At 62.8% G+C, this 18,795-nt stretch carries 19 protein-coding genes; 5 read left to right on the top strand and 14 right to left on the bottom strand.

Features of this window, described 5'->3' with window-relative positions:
- Positions 1 to 8 precede the first annotated feature (8 nt).
- From V3C85_RS13125 to V3C85_RS13145, 5 genes are all read right to left on the bottom strand, one after another.
- On the bottom strand, positions 9 to 245 hold the full coding sequence (locus V3C85_RS13125) for an Lrp/AsnC ligand binding domain-containing protein (RefSeq protein WP_331795576.1): 237 nt from the start codon (positions 243 to 245) through the stop codon (positions 9 to 11).
- A gap of 116 nt (positions 246 to 361) precedes the next feature.
- The gene (locus tag V3C85_RS13130) at positions 362 to 1,894 is read right to left on the bottom strand and encodes an ATP-dependent DNA helicase (RefSeq protein ID WP_331795577.1); all 1,533 of its coding nucleotides are present in this window, start codon (positions 1,892 to 1,894) and stop codon (positions 362 to 364) included.
- Positions 1,895 to 1,953: 59 nt separating this feature from the next.
- Entirely contained in the window at positions 1,954 to 2,172 is a 219-nt protein-coding gene (locus V3C85_RS13135) for a hypothetical protein (RefSeq protein ID WP_331795578.1), read from the bottom strand.
- Between the two features lie 124 nt (positions 2,173 to 2,296).
- Complete coding sequence (gene ccrA / locus V3C85_RS13140) at positions 2,297 to 3,589, bottom strand: crotonyl-CoA carboxylase/reductase (protein WP_331795579.1); 1,293 nt, start codon at positions 3,587 to 3,589, stop codon at positions 2,297 to 2,299.
- Positions 3,590 to 3,731: 142 nt separating this feature from the next.
- Positions 3,732 to 5,060 carry a 1-acyl-sn-glycerol-3-phosphate acyltransferase gene (locus V3C85_RS13145; RefSeq protein WP_331795580.1) on the bottom strand — a complete coding sequence of 443 codons (1,329 nt, stop codon included), beginning with the start codon at positions 5,058 to 5,060 and terminating at the stop codon, positions 3,732 to 3,734.
- Between the two features lie 85 nt (positions 5,061 to 5,145).
- Here V3C85_RS13145 and V3C85_RS13150 point away from each other — a divergent pair, with 85 nt between their 5' ends.
- From V3C85_RS13150 to deoD, 3 genes are all read left to right on the top strand, one after another.
- Positions 5,146 to 7,197, top strand: a complete 2,052-nt coding sequence (locus tag V3C85_RS13150; RefSeq protein WP_331795581.1) for a protein meaA — start codon at positions 5,146 to 5,148, stop codon at positions 7,195 to 7,197.
- Positions 7,198 to 7,267: 70 nt separating this feature from the next.
- Positions 7,268 to 7,645, top strand: coding sequence for a DUF6455 family protein (locus V3C85_RS13155; protein ID WP_331795582.1), 378 nt, complete (start codon positions 7,268 to 7,270; stop codon positions 7,643 to 7,645).
- 96 nt (positions 7,646 to 7,741) lie between these two features.
- On the top strand, positions 7,742 to 8,437 hold the full coding sequence (gene deoD, locus V3C85_RS13160) for a purine-nucleoside phosphorylase (RefSeq protein WP_331795583.1): 696 nt from the start codon (positions 7,742 to 7,744) through the stop codon (positions 8,435 to 8,437).
- Here deoD and V3C85_RS13165 read toward each other — a convergent pair.
- Entirely contained in the window at positions 8,419 to 9,294 is an 876-nt protein-coding gene (locus tag V3C85_RS13165) for a LysR family transcriptional regulator (RefSeq protein WP_331795584.1), read from the bottom strand. The two genes, deoD and V3C85_RS13165, sit on opposite strands and share 19 nt — an antisense overlap.
- Before the next feature lie 91 nt (positions 9,295 to 9,385).
- Here V3C85_RS13165 and glyA point away from each other — a divergent pair, with 91 nt between their 5' ends.
- Positions 9,386 to 10,699 carry a serine hydroxymethyltransferase gene (gene glyA / locus V3C85_RS13170; protein WP_331795585.1) on the top strand — a complete coding sequence of 438 codons (1,314 nt, stop codon included), beginning with the start codon at positions 9,386 to 9,388 and terminating at the stop codon, positions 10,697 to 10,699.
- Positions 10,700 to 10,753: 54 nt separating this feature from the next.
- Positions 10,754 to 11,737 carry an aldo/keto reductase gene (locus V3C85_RS13175; RefSeq protein WP_331795586.1) on the top strand — a complete coding sequence of 328 codons (984 nt, stop codon included), beginning with the start codon at positions 10,754 to 10,756 and terminating at the stop codon, positions 11,735 to 11,737.
- Positions 11,738 to 11,803: 66 nt separating this feature from the next.
- Here the strand turns inward: V3C85_RS13175 and V3C85_RS13180 are convergent, their stop codons facing one another.
- The 8 genes from V3C85_RS13180 to sdhA form a co-directional block, all read right to left on the bottom strand.
- On the bottom strand, positions 11,804 to 12,667 hold the full coding sequence (locus tag V3C85_RS13180) for an urea carboxylase-associated family protein (RefSeq protein WP_331795587.1): 864 nt from the start codon (positions 12,665 to 12,667) through the stop codon (positions 11,804 to 11,806).
- A gap of 235 nt (positions 12,668 to 12,902) precedes the next feature.
- Entirely contained in the window at positions 12,903 to 13,889 is a 987-nt protein-coding gene (locus V3C85_RS13185) for a glutathione S-transferase family protein (RefSeq protein WP_331795588.1), read from the bottom strand.
- Between the two features lie 116 nt (positions 13,890 to 14,005).
- Entirely contained in the window at positions 14,006 to 14,566 is a 561-nt protein-coding gene (locus tag V3C85_RS13190) for a ZIP family metal transporter (RefSeq protein WP_331795589.1), read from the bottom strand.
- Positions 14,567 to 14,740: 174 nt separating this feature from the next.
- Entirely contained in the window at positions 14,741 to 15,520 is a 780-nt protein-coding gene (locus V3C85_RS13195; RefSeq protein ID WP_331795590.1) for a succinate dehydrogenase iron-sulfur subunit, read from the bottom strand.
- A gap of 3 nt (positions 15,521 to 15,523) precedes the next feature.
- Complete coding sequence (locus V3C85_RS13200; protein WP_331795591.1) at positions 15,524 to 15,817, bottom strand: hypothetical protein; 294 nt, start codon at positions 15,815 to 15,817, stop codon at positions 15,524 to 15,526.
- A gap of 1 nt (position 15,818) precedes the next feature.
- Positions 15,819 to 16,136 carry a hypothetical protein gene (locus V3C85_RS13205; RefSeq protein WP_331795592.1) on the bottom strand — a complete coding sequence of 106 codons (318 nt, stop codon included), beginning with the start codon at positions 16,134 to 16,136 and terminating at the stop codon, positions 15,819 to 15,821.
- Positions 16,133 to 16,981 carry an FkbM family methyltransferase gene (locus tag V3C85_RS13210; RefSeq protein WP_331795593.1) on the bottom strand — a complete coding sequence of 283 codons (849 nt, stop codon included), beginning with the start codon at positions 16,979 to 16,981 and terminating at the stop codon, positions 16,133 to 16,135. Before V3C85_RS13210 ends, V3C85_RS13205 begins: the two co-directional genes overlap by 4 nt.
- Complete coding sequence (sdhA, locus tag V3C85_RS13215) at positions 16,981 to 18,783, bottom strand: succinate dehydrogenase flavoprotein subunit (protein WP_331795594.1); 1,803 nt, start codon at positions 18,781 to 18,783, stop codon at positions 16,981 to 16,983. Before sdhA ends, V3C85_RS13210 begins: the two co-directional genes overlap by 1 nt.
- Between the last annotated feature and the right edge of the window lie 12 nt (positions 18,784 to 18,795).

Below are 18,795 nucleotides of genomic sequence, written 5' to 3' on the forward strand. Positions count from 1 at the left end.
GCCCGGCGTCAAAAGGCCTTGAAGGTCATGGTGGTCAGCGTCCGGCTGATGCCGGGAATGTCAAACAGCTTTGACGACAGATAATGCCCCACATCCTCATCCTCGGGGATGTAAACCTTGGCGATGAGATCATATTCACCACTGGTCGAATACATCTCTGACACGATCTCCCGGTCCCAGATGGCATTGGCCACCTCATAGGTCTTGCCGGGGGTGCAGCGGAACTGAACGAATACGCAGCGCATCGGGGCCTCCTGATCATTGCGCCAAGCCTAGTCGCTTGAACCGGAAACGAAAAGCGGGAACGGCACGCGGCAAATCTCTTGCAAGAGATTTGCAAATTCCTTTTCAAGGAATTTGATCACTCGGCCTCGGCCTGCATCACCAGCGGCACCGTCGCAGGCCGCAGATCGGCCACGCTCAGATCCCCCTTTGGCCGCGCCAGCCGGTTGCGCACCACCCAGAACAGCCGCTTTTCCGCCCGCGTGATCGCCACATAGGCCAGCCGCTTCCACAGCGGCACCCCGGCCTCATTGCGCCCGGCCTGCGCGGCGGCAAACAGATCGGGGGCAAAGACCTGCACCTCTTCCCACTGGCTGCCCTGCGCCTTGTGGATCGTCACCGCCGCCCCATGCAGAAAGGCCGCCCCCATCCGCGCCGCACTTGGGATGAACGGCTCTTCCTCGTCCGGGCGTTCGATCTTGATGATGCTGGCCGCACTCACCTGCGGGTCTTCCGCCCCCACCACATGCAGCTTGGCAAAGCCCTCACGGTTGCCGGGGCCCAGATAGATCACCTGCGCGCCTTTGATCAGCCCCCGCGCCTCCAGATCAATCCGCTTCTTGCGGTGCTTCAGCGGCAGTTCGATCCCGTCGCAGATCAGCGGCTCTCCGGGCAGCAACTGATCTTCCGGCGCCCCATGCGCGGCACGAAAGGCCGTGATCAGCCGGATCCGCGTCGCATTGCGCCACACCAGACAGGGCGAGCGCGCCATCAGATCCGCATCCACCCGCTCGGCCCAGACCACCCGGTCATCGCGCCGCGCCGCCGCTTCGACCATGCGCTCGAAATCCTCAAACCCCAGATCGGGGTCGGCCAGGGCATGGGCCAGATCCAGAATCGGGTTATCCTCGGCCTGCCGGTGAATCCGGCTCAGCATCAACCGGCGCGCCTCGGGCAACCGGTCAAACACCATGCTGCCCGATTGTCCCACCGGGGCCAACTGTGCCGGATCGCCAAACAGCACCAGCGTCGGAAAGATTTCGCGCAGATCGTCGAACTGGCGTTCATCCAGCATCGAGGATTCGTCAATGAACCCCACATCCAGCGGCTCTTCGCGGCGCTTCCAGCCCTTGATGAAATCCGATCCGCGCAGACCCGCCGCCGCCAGGGCCCCGGGCACCGAGGCCACCTGCTGAAAGAACGCGAACGCCCGGTCCAGCGCCCCCTCGGCCAGCCCCTCCACCTCGGGGCGCGTGCCGCCCCCGGCCAGCCATTCGGCAATCCGTTCATATTGCGGATCATAGACCGGCGTATAAAGAATGCGGTGAATGGTCGTCGCCGGCACCCCGCGCATCCGCAACACGCTGGCCGCCTTGTTGGTCGGTGCCAGCACCGCCAGGGTCCGTCGGTCCTTGCGCTTGCGGCCCTCATAATCGCCCGAGATCACCTCAACCCCAGCCGCGATCAGCGCCTTGGTCAACTGCCCCAGCAGCATGGTCTTGCCCGATCCGGCCTTGCCCATCACCGCCAGAACCTGGGTCTTGCCCTCGGCGGGCGGCAACAGCGCGCCATCGTCGATATCAATGCCCGCCACGCGCAGCATCTGGGCCACATTGTCATGGGCCTGCGCCTGATCATCTGAAAGCGTAAGGGAAATCTGCGTGCCGGTCATGCCCGGCACCATAAGGCCAAGCCCAAGGGCCTGCCAGAGCCAAAGCCAAGGCGCCGCGCCTAATTCGGCCGCCCCTTTGGCGCCCGGCCCGCGGCCCCGATCCCCGCATCCTCTTGCGCCACTTCGGCCCGCGCCACGCGCAGCGCCTCATCTGCCATGGCGGCGGTCGCCGGAAGGCAGTTCTGCACGGCGTAAGATCGCAGATCCTCCAGCACCTCAAAGATCCAGTCGTGACACATATCCGCCCAGCACCACTCAGACCAATCCGCTGGCCTCATCCTATAGGAGAGTTTAAGCCAATGATTTGCAATCTTATGTTGTTCATGGGCCCAAAAAGACCGGTCAGCAAAAAGCCGCCGGCAGGGGGCCCCGCCGGCGGCTTGTGGTCGGTTTAGCCAGCGATCAGCGCTGCTTGCTGGCCTCCAGCGTGTCTTCAAAGGTGCGCAAACCCGTGCGCGGGGCCTGCACCAGAACCGCCATATTTCCGGGCTTGTGCTGGTTTTTCCACATCTTGGTATGCGCCTTGGGAATATCCGCCCAAGGGAAGACTTCCGACATGCACGGATCAAGACGGCGCTCACACATCAGCTTGTTGGCGGCGGCGGCTTGCTTCAGATGGGCAAAGTGGCTGCCCTGCAAACGCTTTTGGTGCATCCACATATAGCGCACGTCAAAGGTGCAGTTAAAGCCGCTGGTGCCCGCACAGATCACCACCATGCCGCCCTTTTTCACCACCAGGGTCGATACCGGAAAGGTCGCCTCGCCGGGGTGTTCGAACACCATATCGACATTCACACCCTTGCCGGTGATGTCCCAGATCGCCTTTCCGAACTTGCGCGCTTCTTTCAGCCAGTCGTTATATTCCTGGCTGTTCACCGTGGGCAGTTGCCCCCAGCACTTAAAGTCATTGCGGTTGATCACGCCCTTGGCGCCCATCGACATGACGAAATCCCGCTTGCTTTCGTCGCTGATCACGCCGATCGCATTGGCCCCGGCCGTATTGGCCAGCTGGATCGCATACGACCCAAGGCCGCCCGAGGCGCCCCAGACCAGCACATTCTGGCCCGGCTTCAGATCATGCGGTTCATGGCCGAACAACATCCGGTAAGCGGTGGCAAGGGTCAGCGTATAGCAGGCGCTTTCTTCCCAGGTCAGATGCTTGGGGCGCGGCATCAACTGTTGCGCCTGCACCCGGGTGAACTGCGCGAACGAACCGTCATGCGTTTCATAGCCCCAGATCCGCTGGGTGGGGCTGAACATCGGATCGCCGCCGTTGCACTCCTCATCATCGCCATCATCCTGATTGCAATGGATTACAACCTCGTCGCCCACTTTCCAGCGCTTGACCTTGTCACCCACCGCCCAGACGATGCCCGACGCATCCGAACCGGCAATGTGATAGGGCTGCTTGTGGCCGTCAAAGGGCGAAATCGGAACGCCCAGACCGGCCCAGACCCCGTTATAATTCACGCCCGCCGCCATCACCAGCACCAGCACTTCATGGCTGTCGATGGTCCAGGTATCGACCACCTCTTGCTGCATCGCATCTTCCGGGGCGCCATGCCGTTCGCGCCGGATCGACCAGGCGTACATCTGCTTGGGCACATGGCCCAGGGGCGGCATTTCGCCCAGTTCATAAAGGTCCTTCTTGGGCGCGTCGTAGGCGACGATAGCGCTTTGCGTGTCCAGAGCCATGGGGGCCTCCATCCGGGTTTCCTTTGCCGCGCCGCAGAATCGGCGGGGCTATACGCCTTTGGATATGACCCGCCGCGCAACTTTGCAATAGTATGAAAGTCTTTTTTGTAATTTTATGTCTGCGGCGCCGCAGCAAATGGCGCTATCTTGCAGCAAGCCCCAGCCTTTGCCGCACGGGTGCGGCGTAAAATGCCAGCAAATCCAGCCGGTCAGGCACGATGGCGCCCGTAGCATCCACCAGACCACGCAGCCGCAGCATCGCCATCCCCTCGGCCTCGGCCTGCGCCAGCCCCCCGGGTGGCAGGCGCAAGACCGCACCTGCGGCCCGCAACCGCGCCACCAGATCCGCCAGCGCGATGCCTTCGGTCAGGCTGGCCGCCATCAAGGGCACGGGCAGCATCGGCACCACCGCCTCAACCTCGGCCATCAGGCGCGTGGCGAACCCGTCCAGATCGCCCCCCGCCGCGCGCCAGTCGCGCAGCGACATCGGCGCGCCGAAACTGGCCGCCGCAGTGCCAAACAGAAACTTGCGCCCCCCCGCCCGCTTGATGGCCACCCGAAGTGCCTCCCACAGCACCCGGCCAAGGCGCGGACGAAACCGCCGCGTGCCGCTGCGCCCGGCCTTTACCAGCAAAGCGTCCTCCAGCACGCGGTCATAGGCCAGCCCCACCGGAATGAACACGATATCGCGCCCCTCGGGCCGCCACCCCGCCCAAAGATAGGACAGCAACCCCAGTTTGGCCGGCCCCACCCGCCCATCCAACGACAGGCCACCTTCGGGAAACACCGCCTGCACCGTGCCCTTTTCCGTCGCCATCTGCACATAGCGCGCCAAGACCCGGCGATAGAGCGCATCATGGTTGCCGCGCCGAATGAAATAGGCCCCCATCGCCCGGATCAGCGCGCTCAGCGGCCAGACCCGCGCCCATTCCCCCACCGCATAGGAAATCGCCGTCCGCCCCGCCACCAACCAGGTCACCAGCACATAATCCATGTTGCTGCGGTGGTTCATCACAAAGACAACGCTGGCATCCGGGGCCACCGCCGCCAGTTCCCCCGCCACCTTGCCCACCCGCACGCGAAAGAACACCGCCGACAGCCACCGCGCCGCCCGCGTGGCAAAGCCGAAATAGATCAGCGCCGAAAACCCCGGCACGATCTCGCGCGCATAGGCCCGCGCCTTTTCCAGCGCCACCTCGCCCGGCACGCCCGTTTCGGCCGCATGGTCCGCCACCGCCTCCAGCACCGCCGGATCATACAGCAACCGCACCACCCAATCCCGGCGGCTCATCAGCTTGAAAGGCTCGATCTTGCGGTCCAGCCGCGCATTGACCCGCGCCACCACCCGCTCGACCCGCCCGCGCATCAACCAGCGCAGGCCGGGGCCGATGATCCGCTCTAACGCCGCGATGGCCGCCAGAACCCCGGCAACCACCAACAACCAGACCGGAATCTCTACAGTGCTGAACATATCCGCAGCCTAGCCGATCCCGCCCCCCACACAATGCTCTTCGCCCAAAGCGAAAAACCGCCCCCTTTTCGCCGCATCGCAACAAATGCCGCATCGCGGCGAATTGACATCGCCAGATTCTTTCCCTTATCTGTGCCCTGACGAAACAAAATTGCGCGCCATCGACTCGGAGGTTTCCATGACCCAAGACAAACCCTGGCTGTTCCGCACCTATGCGGGCCATTCCACGGCCTCGGCCTCGAACGCGCTTTACCGCACCAACCTGTCCAAGGGGCAGACCGGCCTGTCGGTCGCCTTCGACTTGCCCACCCAGACCGGCTATGACAGCGACGATCCGCGCGCCAAGGGCGAGGTCGGCAAGGTGGGCGTGCCAGTGGCCCATCTGGGCGACATGCGCGCACTGTTCGACCAGATCCCGCTGGAACAGATGAACACATCCATGACGATCAACGCCACCGCCCCCTGGCTGCTGGCGCTCTATATCGCCGTGGCCGAAGAACAGGGTGCTGACGTCGCAAAACTGAACGGCACCGTGCAAAACGACCTGATCAAGGAATATCTGTCGCGCGGCACCTATATCTGCCCGCCGAAACCCAGCCTGCGGATGATCACCGATGTCGCGGCCTATACCCGCCAGCATCTGCCGAGATGGAACCCGATGAACGTCTGCTCTTACCACCTGCAAGAGGCAGGGGCGACGCCGGAACAGGAACTGGCCTTTGCTCTGGCCACGGGCGTGGCCGTGCTGGACGATCTGAAAACCAAGGTCGCACCCGAACATTTCCCCGAAATGGTCGGCCGCATCTCTTTCTTCGTGAATGCCGGCATCCGCTTTGTCACCGAACTGTGCAAGATGCGCGCCTTTGTCGATCTGTGGGATGAAATCTGCGAAACCCGCTTTGGCGTGACCGATCCGAAATACCGCCGCTTCCGCTATGGCGTGCAGGTCAACAGCCTGGGCCTGACCGAACAGCAACCCGAAAACAACGTCTATCGCATCCTGATCGAAATGCTGGCCGTGACGCTCTCGAAAAAAGCCCGCGCCCGCGCCGTGCAGCTTCCCGCCTGGAATGAGGCATTGGGCCTGCCCCGCCCCTGGGATCAGCAATGGTCGCTGCGCATGCAGCAGATCCTGGCCTATGAAACCGATCTGCTGGAATATGACGACCTGTTCGACGGCAACCCCGCCATCGACCGCAAGGTCGAGGCGCTCAAGCAAGGCGCGCGCGATGAACTGGCCACCATCGACGCCATGGGCGGCGCCGTGGCCGCCATCGACTATATGAAAGGCCGTCTGGTCGAGGCGAATGCCGAACGCATCGCCCGGATCGAGTCAAAAGAAACCACCGTCGTCGGCGTCAACCGCTTTACCACCACCGAACCCTCGCCCCTGACCACAGGCGAAGGCGCGATCATGACCTGCGATCCCGAAGCCGAGGCCGACCAGATCGCCCGCCTGACCGCATGGCGCGCCAGCCGGGATGCCACCGCCGTCAAGGCCGCACTCGACCAACTGGCCGCCGCCTGCACCTCTGGCGAAAACGTCATGCCGGCCTCAATCGCCTGTGCCCGTGCCGGGGCCACCACGGGCGAATGGGCCGCCGTTATCCGCCGCGCCTTTGGCGAATACCGCGCCCCCACCGGCGTTTCCCGCAACCCCAGCAACCGCACCGAAGGGCTGGAACCGATCCGCGAGGCCGTGTCCACCGTGTCGGCCAAGCTGGGGCGGCAACTCAAGTTCCTTGTCGGCAAACCGGGGCTCGATGGCCATTCCAACGGCGCCGAACAAATCGCCGCCCGCGCCCGCGATTGCGGCATGGATATTCATTACGAAGGCATCCGCCTGACGCCCGAAGAAATCGTCAGCGCCGCCGCCGATCAACAGGCGCATGTCGTCGGCCTGTCGATCCTGTCGGGCAGCCATATTCCCCTGATCGAAGAAACGCTGCAACGGATGCGCGACGCCGGGCTGTCGCATATTCCGGTGGTCGTCGGCGGCATCATCCCCGAAGACGATGCCGTGGCCCTGCGCGCCATGGGGGTGGCGGCCGTCTATACGCCCAAGGATTTTGAGCTGAACCGCATCATGATGGATATCGTCACGCTGGTCGATACCGCCCCCCTCGCGGCCGAGTAACGCGCCCCGGATCTTGCGCCAGATCAAGGCGCGCCGCCCCCGGCGCGCCTAGCCTTGCCCCAAAGCAAAGATGCGGGACAAGGAGACGATCATGCTGCACGCCATCAAGGCCCTGATCAGCCGCAGGCGTCAGGAAAAAGCGGTCGAGGCGCTCAGCGCCGCCGACCTGGCTGATCTGGGCATGACCCGCGACACGGTGCTGCATTTTCTGCGCATGCCCGCCGATGCACCCGACAGGGTGCTGGCCATGGGGCGGGTTTTTGGCCTGTCCGAAGGTGGGCTGAAACAAAACCGGTCCGATTGGCTTGATATGGTCGAAACCTGCGCCGCCTGCCCCGACCGCGCCGCCTGTGCGCTGGTGCTGTCCAAGGGCGCTTTGGCCAACCCGCGCGACGCCGCCTTTTGCCCCAACACGGCCCGTTTCACCGCCCATTGGGCCGCCGCCTGACGCCCGAGTCGCCCTCCGCATTGCCCCCGGATTTTGTCTGTACAGGGGGTGCACAGGGGGTGTACCCAAGGCAGACAGCATCTGACAGGGCGGAACATGACCTTTCACATCGGCGCAAAACCCGGCCAAATCGCCGAAACCGTGCTTTTGCCGGGCGATCCCTACCGTGCCCGCTGGGCGGCCCAGCGGTTTCTGGATGGGGCAGAACTGGTCAATGAAACGCGCGGAATGCTTGGTTTTACAGGCACTTGGCAGGGCCACCCCGTCACCATCCACGGCACCGGCATGGGCCAACCCTCGATGTCGATCTATGCCAATGAGTTGATCCGCGACTACGGTGCACAAACCCTGATCCGCATCGGCTCTTGTGGGGCCTTGCAAGACCATGTGAAGCTACGCGATATTGTGCTGGCCCAGGCCGCCAGCACCATATCTGGCCCCTCCAGCACGATCTTCCGCGAGGCAAATTTCGCCCCCGTCGCCGATTTCACCCTGCTTTCAAAGGCTCACACCGCAGCACAGGGCAAGGCCCATGTCGGCGGGATTTTGACCTCGGACACGTTTTATGATGAACGTGACGATATTTCCAAGCAATTACAACGGCATGGCTGCCTCGCGATCGAGATGGAAACGGCCGAACTCTACACCCTCGCCGCCCGCTATCAACGCCGCGCCCTGGCTGTTCTGACCGTGTCAGACCACATCCTGACAGGCGAGGCCCTGCCGTCAGATCAGCGTGAACAAAGCTTTGCCGATATGGTCGAAATCGCCCTTCACGCCGCCTTTGACTGAAGCCAGCGCGCGACCCGCCCCGCCGCCGATGTGGGGCGTAACCCTTTGTCAGACCACAGAAAAAGCCCGCGCGGCAGGGTCAGCCGCGTGGCAAAGGGGGCGACCAGACGCCCCTCCTCCAGATGCCGCGCCACCAAGGCGCGATGGCCCATCAGCACCCCCGCACCATTCACCGCCTCCTCGACCGCAAGGCCATACAGCGAAAACACCGGCCCCCGCGGCACCACAAGCACTTCCGGCACCGCATGGGCCAGCCACAGACGCCAATCCTGATCCCATGTCGCATCCGACAGACAGGCCACCCGCCCCAAGTCGTCAATCCCCTGCAACCGCGCCGCCACCTCGGGCGCACAAACCGGAAAAATCTCATCCTGTTCAATGGGTTCGCCGGGGCCTTCGGCATAGAACAGGCACAGATCGAACGGCGCGCGTTTCAGGTTGGGCGGGCCTTCCATCGCGGTGATGGAAACTGAAATCTCGGGCGCCAGGGCCCGCAGGCCCGGCAATTTGGGTGATAGCCAAAGCTGGGCAATGGCGGGCAAAGTGGCGATATGCACCGTTTGCGGCGCGGCCTCATCGCGCAATCGCCGCGACGCCGCCGCAAGCGCATCAAAGGCCGCCATCATCTCGGGCAGCACCCTTGCGCCCAAAGGGGTCAGCACCACCCCCTTGGCCCCACGCTGAAACAGCGCCGCGCCAAGGGCCGCCTCCAGCCCCTTGACCTGCGCCGTCACCGCCCCCGGCGTCACCCCCAATTCTGCCGCCGCCGCCGCAAATCCCCCCAACCGCGCCGCAGCCTCAAAGGCGCGCAGGGCGTTCAGAGGCAGATCATGGGGACGAGGAGGGGATACAGCCATAAATGCCTCAATTTTTCTAACCCTAGAATTTCGGAAATCTCATTTGCTGGCAAGCCCACAGTTGGGCATTCTGCCCCAAAAGGAGATCACCATGCCCCATTCCACCGCCCGCCCCTGGGTTCCGACCGAAGCCTATATCCAAACCCTTGCCGCCCGCGCCAATGCCCCGTCATCCGCTGTAAACGCCCGGATTGAAACGCTTATTCAGCAGAACCTTGCGATCCATGATCAAGAGTGTTTCAACCTGAACCCGGCCACCAACGTGATGAACCCCCGCGCCGAGGCGGCGCTGTCTCGCGGTTTGGGCAGCCGCCCCAGCCTGGGCTATCCGGGCGACAAATACGAAATGGGGCTAGAGGCGATCGAGGAAATCGAGGTCATCGCCGCCGAACTGGCCTGCGAGATTTTCGGCGCGAAATATGCTGAAATCCGCGTCGGCTCGGGCGCGTTGGCCAATCTTTACGGCTTTATGGCGCTGGCAAAACCGGGCGATGCGATCATTGCCCCCCCACCCGCCGTTGGGGGCCATGTCACCCACCACGCCGCTGGCTGTGCGGGTCTTTACGGCCTTGTCACCCATTCGGCCCCGGTGAATGTCGATGGCTATACGATTGACCTGGAGGGCCTGCGCAGCCTGGCCCAAAAGGTGCGGCCCAAGATCATCACCATCGGCGGGTCGCTGAACCTGTTTCCGCACCCCGTGCCCGAAATCCGCGCCATCGCCGATGAGGTCGGCGCCAAGGTGCTGTTCGACGCCGCCCATCAATGCGGCATCATCGCCGGTGGGGCTTGGGCCAATCCGCTAACCCAAGGCGCGCATCTGATGACGATGAGCACCTATAAATCGCTGGGCGGGCCTGCCGGTGGCCTGATTGTCACGAATGACGCAGACATCGCCAAGGCCTTGGATCATATCGCCTTTCCCGGCATGACTGCGAATTTCGATGCGGCCAAATCAGCCGCCCTTGCCATTTCCCTGCTGGATTGGCGCGACCATGGTGCCGCCTATGCGCAAGGGATGATCGCCCTGTCTCAGGCACTGGCCGCAGAACTGGCCGCCCTTGGATTGCCCGTGTTTGGTGCAGATCGCGGCATGACGCAGTCGCATCAGTTTGCCGTTCAGGCAGCGGGCTTCGGCGGGGGGCAAGCGGCCTCGAAAACCTTGCGCAGGGCAGGCTTTCTGGCCTGCGGCATCGGCCTGCCGATCGCCGAGGTGGCGGGCGATCTGAACGGCCTGCGCATCGGCACACCAGAACTGGTGCGGCGCGGCGTCACCCCCGCCGATGCCCCCGCCCTCGCCGCCCTGATCGCCGAGGCTTTGCGCTCGAACGCGCCGGAAACGGTGGCCGCGCGCACCAAAGACCTGCGGGGCAGGTTCACCGGTCTGCACTTCGTGACCGCCTGACTTGACCCCATCGCCTGCATGGGCTTCCTTGTCTGAAACAGCACAGGACAGCCCATGCAGAAACGTCAACTTGGGGCGGGCGGCCCCCTTGTCTCGGCCATCGGGCTTGGATGCCTTTCCTTCGGCGGCCTGTTTGGCCCCACAACCCGTGACGACAGCCTGCGCTGCCTTGATGCCGCATGGGAGTGTGGCATCAACTTTCTGGATGTCGCGAATATCTATGGCAACGGCCTGTCGGAACAGGTGATTGGCGCATGGCTGGCCAGCCGCCCGCATCGCCCGGTGATTGCCACCAAGGCCAGCATCGTTGCGGGGCCAGATCGCCGCATCGACAATTCGCGCGCCCATTTGCGCGCTGAACTTGAGGGTTCCCTAAAACGGCTGGGTGTTGAGCGGGTGGACCTGTTTTACATGCACCGCCACGAAGCCGGGCGCCCCATCGAAGAGGTGGCAGAAACCATGGCCGAACTGATCCGCGAGGGTAAGATCGGCGGCTATGGCCTGTCGGAAATCGCACCCTATACCCTGCGTCGGGCGCATGCTGTGCATCCGGTTGCCGCCGTGCAAAACGAATACAGCCTGTGGACACGCGCGCCCGAACTGGGGCTGCTGCAAGCCTGCGCCGAACTGGATGTGGCCTTCGTGCCCTTCTCGCCGCTGGCCCGTGGTGCCTTGGGCGACCCGATGCTGGACCCCGATCTGCATGATATTGGCCCGTTCCGCAGTCAGATCCCGCGCTTTTCAGCCGAAAACTGGCCGCTGAACCGGGAACGGCTACTGTCCTATCGCAGCCTGGCCGCCGACTTGGGCCATAATCCGGCGGCCCTTGCCATAGCCTGGTGCCTGCATCAGGGGCCGCACCTGATCCCGATCCCCGGCACCCGCAGCGCCACGCATCTGCGGGCCTGGGCCAAGGCCGCCGAAATCCGGCTGACAACAGCCGATCTGGCCGCGATCGAACAGGTGCTGCCCATCGGCTGGGCCTATGGCGACCGCTACAACGATGATATGGCCGCCTCGGTTGAACGCTACAGCTAACCCCCTTCATCTGTTCAAAAATATCCTCGGGGGGAGGCCGAAGGCCGTGGGGGGCAGACAGCCCCCCTAGCGTCCGTGGCTGCGGTCATATCCATTGGCTATTGACGGCGCCCATCCCGGTGGCGGCGCCGCAGGGCGAAACACCTGCACCATCAGCGGATGGCATTGCGCCTGATCCGACGAATGCTGCGCCGAACAATCGCCGCCCGGACAGGCCGACAGGGCCCCCAACAGGCCGATCTCGGCAAAGAATTCCAGATAATCCCCGGGGCGCACCGGGCTTGCCTTCATGAAATACTGGCCGGCATCGCGGGTAAAGCCGGTGCACATGAACACATTCAGCACATCATGCACATGCAGTTCCGCCTGATGCAGCGGCAGGCCCGTCGCATCGGCCAAGGCGCGGGTCAGGTTGGAATGGCAGCAATGGTGATACTGGCCACCATGGCTAAGCAGGTTGTGGGTATAGGGGTCGCAGCGCGTGCCGATCACATCATGCACCGCCCCGCCAAAGCCATCAAACCCATACCAATCCAGCGTATCTTCGGTGATCGTGGCCATCGGACGCAGATAGGGCAGGTTTGACCACATCCGATCCCCCGCGCTGAGATGGGTGCCGTGCAACGCGCGGGTTTTGCCGGAAAAGAACCTTTCGCCCAGATCAACGGCATTCCACAGGTTCAGATCTCCCACCTGTGGGCCATCGATGCTGGTGATGCGAAAAAAGCAGCCCGCGGGCACATCGAAACACCGGGCCTCACGGGCGGGCACCAGCACTTCGGCAATCATCTGCCAGCCCTCGCGCGCCGCGCGATAGGGGGCAAGGTCGGGGGCAGGCAGGCTGTTGACGGGATAGCAGATCACCGGTGCAACGGCCTTGCGGTCGGCAGCATCAAGCGGTGCGGGATGGGTGGGATGGTCTGGCTTCATGGGGTCACCTCTGCGCCCACCATCCCTGCCCTGTCGGGTCTGGTCAATCCCGCCGCAGACAGTCTTTCGGCGCAGCCGCACCCGGGCTGACCGCCCCACAGGCCGCGCACCGCCATTGCCCTGCCGCCCTTTCCTGCCGCCAAGCGCAAATCCGGGTCAGCGTCGATGTCCGCCTTTGCCAATACAAATAGGCAAAGACAAAGATCAGCAGCAAGGCCACCAGCAGCGGCATGGTTCATTCCCCCAAATGGTCGCGGCCATGGGGGGCAAGATAGTCGATCTCGGGCCCCACCGGCACAATCCGATGCGGGTTTATCGTCTGATGGCTGAAATGGTAATGGCGCATGAAATGATCGACATGCACCGTCGCGGCCACTTTGGGCCATTGATAAAGCTCGCGCGTATAGGCCCAAAGATGCGGGTAATCGACGATGCGGCGGCGGTTGCACTTGAAATGGCCGTGATAGACCGGATCAAACCGGATCAGCGTGGGAAACAGCCGCCAATCCGCCTCGGTGATCTGCGTGCCCATCAGATAGCGCTGCCGCGACAGACGGTCCTCCAGCCAGTCAAGCGTGTCAAACAGTGCGGCCACGGCCTCATCATAGGCGGATTGGCTGGTGGCGAACCCGGCCCGATACACACCGTTGTTCACCGTGGCATAGATCCGGCTGTTGACCTCGGCCATCGCGGGGCGCAGGGCCTGCGGCACGAAATCCTGCAGATCGCCCGTCAGCCCGTCGAAGGCAGAGTTGAACATGCGAATGATCTCGCTCGACTCGTTCGACACGATGGTGTTCGTTTGCTTGTCCCACAGGATCGGCACCGTCACCCGACCCGAGACATCGGGCATGGCGCGCGTATAGATATCGCGCAGAAAGGGCAGGCCGAACTGACGGTCGCCCGTGGTGCCGGGGAAATCCGTGGCAAAGGTCCAGCCATCGGACAGCATGTCGGGATGCACGACCGAAACGTCAATATGATCCTGCAAGCCCTTGAGCGCACGGAAGATCAGCGTGCGATGCGCCCATGGGCAGGCGTAAGAGACATAAAGGTGATAACGCCCGCTTTCGGCGCGAAACCCGCCTTGGCCCGAAGGGCCAGCCGCGCCATCGGCAGTCACCCAGTTGCGAAAGGCCGCATCGGTGCGCACAAAGGCGCCGCCCGACTTGTCGGTCTCATACCAGGTGTCGTGCCATTCGCCGTTGACCAGCAGCCCCATCGCGCCCTCCAATTCCCGTGCCCATCACCATAGGCGACCGGGGCCTGCGATCACACCCGCAGGGGCGCGCAAGTCTCGCGCGGGGATGCACAGCGGCGGCAGGGGCGTCAGGGGCGTCAGGGCAGGTAAAGGTAACCCGCAAGGCCCAGCATGAACCCCGCCACGGCCCCCAGGGGCGGCACCCAATGCCGTTCCAGAACCGCCTGTGGGGCGATATCCTGAAACATCAGATACAGAATGCCCCCACCGGAAAACAGCATCAGCGCGCCCAGGATTGCAGCGTGGCTTTCCAGATAAAGCAACCCAAAAGCCGCCGACGCCGGGCCGATACAGGCAAGGGCAGCAAAAAGCGCCAGCAGACGCCAGGGCCGGATTTTATGGGCGGCCAGAACCTCGCGATAGGCGTTAAAGCCTTCGGGCAGGTTTTGCAGCGCGATCAGCAGCGCCAACAGCATGGCCCGCGTGCGGTCTGAGGCCAGAATGGCCCCCAAGGCCATCGCCTCGGGAACGAAATCCAGCAGCATGGCCATCAGCTGCGCCGCTCCACCGCCGTGCGACTTCAGCGCTCGGTCCGCGAACATGAAGGCCACGCCTCCTGCCCCCAGCCAGAACAGGGCCGCAGCGGGCGGCACATGCGCAATGCCTTCGGGCACCAGCACCAGACAAACCGCCGACAACAAAGCCCCGCCACCAAAGGCGACGATCGCGTGGAACAGTTCGGCCCTTGGCCGGTGTCTTTTGACCGGGCATCGGCGCCGATCAAAAGGGCCAAAAGCCCACCCAAGGGAATGGCAAAGCCTGCGGCTGCGGCCAGAACCAAGGCGAGCCACAGGCTTTCGGGCAACATGGCGTCAGACGACGCGGCTGACCATCATCTTCTTGATCTCGGCAATGGCCTGCGCTGGGTTCAGTCCCTTGGGGCAGGTCTTGGCGCAGTTCATGATCGTGTGGCAGCGATACAGTTTGAACGGGTCTTCCAACTGATCCAGACGCTCGCCCGTGGCCTCATCCCGGCTGTCGATGATCCAGCGATAGGCATGCAGCAAAGCGGCGGGGCCAAGGTATTTGTCGCCATTCCACCAATAAGACGGGCACGATGTGCTGCAAGAGGCGCACATCACACATTCATACAGACCATCCAGCTTTTTGCGATCTTCGATCGACTGGCGCCATTCCTTGGCCGGGCGATTGGTCTTGGTTTCCAGCCAAGGCATGATGCTGGCGTGCTGGGCGTAGAAATGGGTCAGGTCGGGGATCAGATCCTTGATCACCGGCATATGAGGCAACGGATAGATCTTCACATCGCCCTTCACCTCATCCAGCCCATAGATACAGGCAAGGGTGTTGCGCCCGTCGATGTTCATCGCGCAGGAACCGCAAATCCCTTCGCGGCAGGACCGGCGGAAGGTCAGTGTCGGGTCGATCTCGCTCTTGATCTTGATCAGCGCGTCCAGAACCATCGGGCCGCATTTGTCCATATCGACAAAATAGGTATCGACCTGTGGGTTCTTGCCGTCATCCGGGTTCCAGCGATAGATCTGGAACTTGCGCACGTTCTTGGCACCTTCTGGCTTTGGCCAGGTCTTGCCGGTGCGAACCGTCGAATTCTTGGGAAGTGTGAACTGGACCATGGTTTATCCCTTCCATTCCGGGAACGAGTAAAGCGGGCGGGTCGGCGCCTGCCCTGATTTCTGTTGCACGCAAAGGTCGTAAACAGCCGAAGGATCACGACCCATGATAAAATCCGAGGTCACCGTGACCTCAAGGTTGCCACGGGCCTTGCCCGTGGAATCGACGCCCACCCCGATCTCGCCGCGCGGTTGCTGGGCCAGACGCGCCCTTTCAAGGCACTGACGCTCGGCCTGTTCGACAGGGATGGGGCCACAGGCCAGCAGCGCAAGCGGGGCGGCAAAGACAAACTGGCGCATCCTACCCCCTCCACATCACGGCACTGGCGGCAAAGCAGGCCTGCGTTTCCGGGCGCACCGCAATGGCCCGGATGTTCGCCTCGGTCAGCGTGCCAGCAACCACGGCCACATCGCGCGACAGGGCTTGCACCTCGGCGGCAGTGGCGTGTCGGATCACGCAATCCGTGGCCCGCTGCGCCTGTGCGCCTGTCATGTCACGCTGCATCACCGGCAACACAACGGTTGCCGCCGCCCGGCGGCCAACAGTGTCAGCCATATCCTGTGGCGAGCACCCCGCCAGCAGCAATACCGTCACAACAAGACCGAAGTGCACCTTCATGCCCGCCCCTCATCCAATGCGAAATGGATGTTGCGCTGGTTTGAGTAGACCTCACGATACCCAAAAGCTCTCAACTCAGCCACCAGATCGCGCTTCCAAAACCGCCGATGACAAACCTCGGTCAGAATATAGCGCGGCCAGGCCTTGGGTGGCATCACATCAAAGTAGGGGAGTAAGGCACTGTCCTCAAAGCCTTCGATGTCAATTTTCAGCATGCCGATATGGTCAATGCCCAAGTCATTCAGCGCATCTGCCAGCGTGACCTTGGAAACCTTGATTTCTTGCCAATGATCAAAGCGTTTTGTGGCCGACGTCCCACCCTGATTGTGCGGGGGGCGAAACAGTGCCAACTCACCCGGCGCTTCTGCAACCGCCGCATTTATGACGGTCACGCGATCACTCATCCCGTTAAAGGCCAGATGCGTCTTCAATCGCTCAAAAGTATCCGGCGCTGGTTCAAAGGCGATGATCGGCCGATCAGGGGGCAGTATTCGACCCGCCAGCATGGAATACAGGCCGATGTTCGCGCCAATATCGATAAAGTTATCGTACTCGGCAACGCGTTCGATCACACGATCAAACTCATCTTCCTCACCGTGAATCCCGTTCAGAACGATGCCCTCATCCCCGGCGTTCGACGATGGAAGCAATCGAAGCCGTAGCCCCCGAAAGCAAACATCATACGCCTTCTCTGACGCACGCAACCAACGCTTTGCCAGTTTTCGATGCAGGGGCCAGGTTCTGTGGGGGCGGTCAAAGCTGAATGTCGCCATGACAAGATATGCCCAACCATCCGGGGCAAAAGCCCCGAACGGTGCAGCAGAAATGTCGGGCGAGGACCTCATCAGAACTTCCGTTCCGCCGGGGCGATCTTCTTCAGGCTGATCCCACCCTCGGCCTCGGCCGTCAGCGGATCAACATGCACCGCGCGGTAGTCCAGCGTCACCTTGTCGCCATCGACCCAAGCCAGCGTGTGTTTGCGCCAGTTGGCATCATCCCGCTGGGCATAGTCTTCATGCGCATGGGCACCGCGGCTTTCCTTGCGGGCGTTCGCGCCATAGATCGTGGCAAGCGCATTCGGCATCAGGTTGGCCAGTTCCAGCGTTTCCATCAGATCGCTGTTCCACACCAGACTGCGGTCGGTGACATGCAGATCACCCATTTTGCTGGCGATGGCGGTCATCTTCTTTTCGCCCTCGGCCAGCGTCTTGTCGGTGCGGAATACGGCCGCATCGGCCTGCATGGTCTTTTGCATCTCAAGCCGCAGATCTGCCGTCGGGATCGCGCCTTTGGCGTGCCGCGTGTCGTCAAAGCGCGACAGCGCCTTGTCCACCTCGGCCTTGTTCAGGCCCGGCACGGCGGCGTTCTTATCCACCACCTGACCGGCGCGAATGGCCGCCGCACGGCCAAACACCACAAGGTCAATCAGACTGTTCGAGCCCAGACGGTTTGCCCCATGCACCGAGGCACAACCTGCCTCACCCACGGCCATCAGACCGGGAAAGATGGCATCGGGGTTATCCTTGGTCGGGTTCAGCACCTCGCCAAAGTAGTTCGTCGGGATACCGCCCATGTTGTAATGCACTGTCGGCAGAACCGGGATCGGCTCTTTGGTCAGATCGACACCGGCAAAGATGCGGGCCGATTCCGAAATGCCGGGCAGGCGCAGTTCCAGCGTTTCCTTGGGCAGGTGGTTCAGGTGCAGGTGGATGTGATCGCCCTGATCGCCCACGCCACGGCCTTCGCGAATTTCCATCGTCATGCAGCGGCTGACATAATCGCGCGGCGCAAGGTCTTTGTAATGGGGCGCATACCGCTCCATGAACCGCTCGCCGTTCGAATTGGTCAGATATCCGCCTTCGCCACGCGCCCCTTCGGTGATCAGGCAGCCCGAGCCGTAGATGCCCGTCGGGTGGAACTGCACGAATTCCATATCCTGCAGCGGCAGACCCGCACGCGCCACCATGCCACCACCGTCACCGGTGCAGGTGTGGGCGCTGGTCGCGCTGAAATAGGCACGGCCATAGCCGCCCGTGGCCAGAACCGTCATCTTGGCGTTGAACACATGGATCGTGCCGTCATCCAGCTTCCACGCCACAACACCCGTGCAGACGCCATCGGTGATGATCAGATCAATCGCGAAATATTCGATAAAGAATTCGGCGTTGTTCTTCAGCGACTGGCCATACAGCGTGTGCAGGATCGCATGGCCGGTGCGGTCAGCCGCGGCACAGGTGCGCTGCACCGGGGGGCCTTCGCCGAATTCGGTGGTGTGGCCGCCAAAGGGGCGCTGATAGATCTTGCCCTCTTCGGTGCGCGAAAAGGGCACGCCATAATGCTCCAGCTCATACACGGCCTTGGGGGCTTCGCGGGCCAGATATTCCATGGCGTCGGTATCGCCCAGCCAGTCTGACCCCTTGACGGTGTCATACATGTGCCACTGCCAACTGTCGGGGCCCATGTTGCCAAGGCTGGCCGCGATGCCGCCCTGTGCGGCCACCGTATGCGACCGGGTCGGGAAAACCTTGGTTACACAGGCCGTGCGCAGGCCCTGTTCGGCCATGCCAAGGGTCGCGCGCAGACCGGCCCCACCGGCCCCCACCACGACCACATCATAGTCATGCACTTCATAAGGATAGGCGTTCATGTTCTTGTCCTT

Origin of the sequence: Pseudotabrizicola sp. L79 (assembly GCF_036553525.1) — a bacterium.
In the GTDB taxonomy this organism is placed as follows: Bacteria; Pseudomonadota; Alphaproteobacteria; order Rhodobacterales; family Rhodobacteraceae; genus Pseudotabrizicola.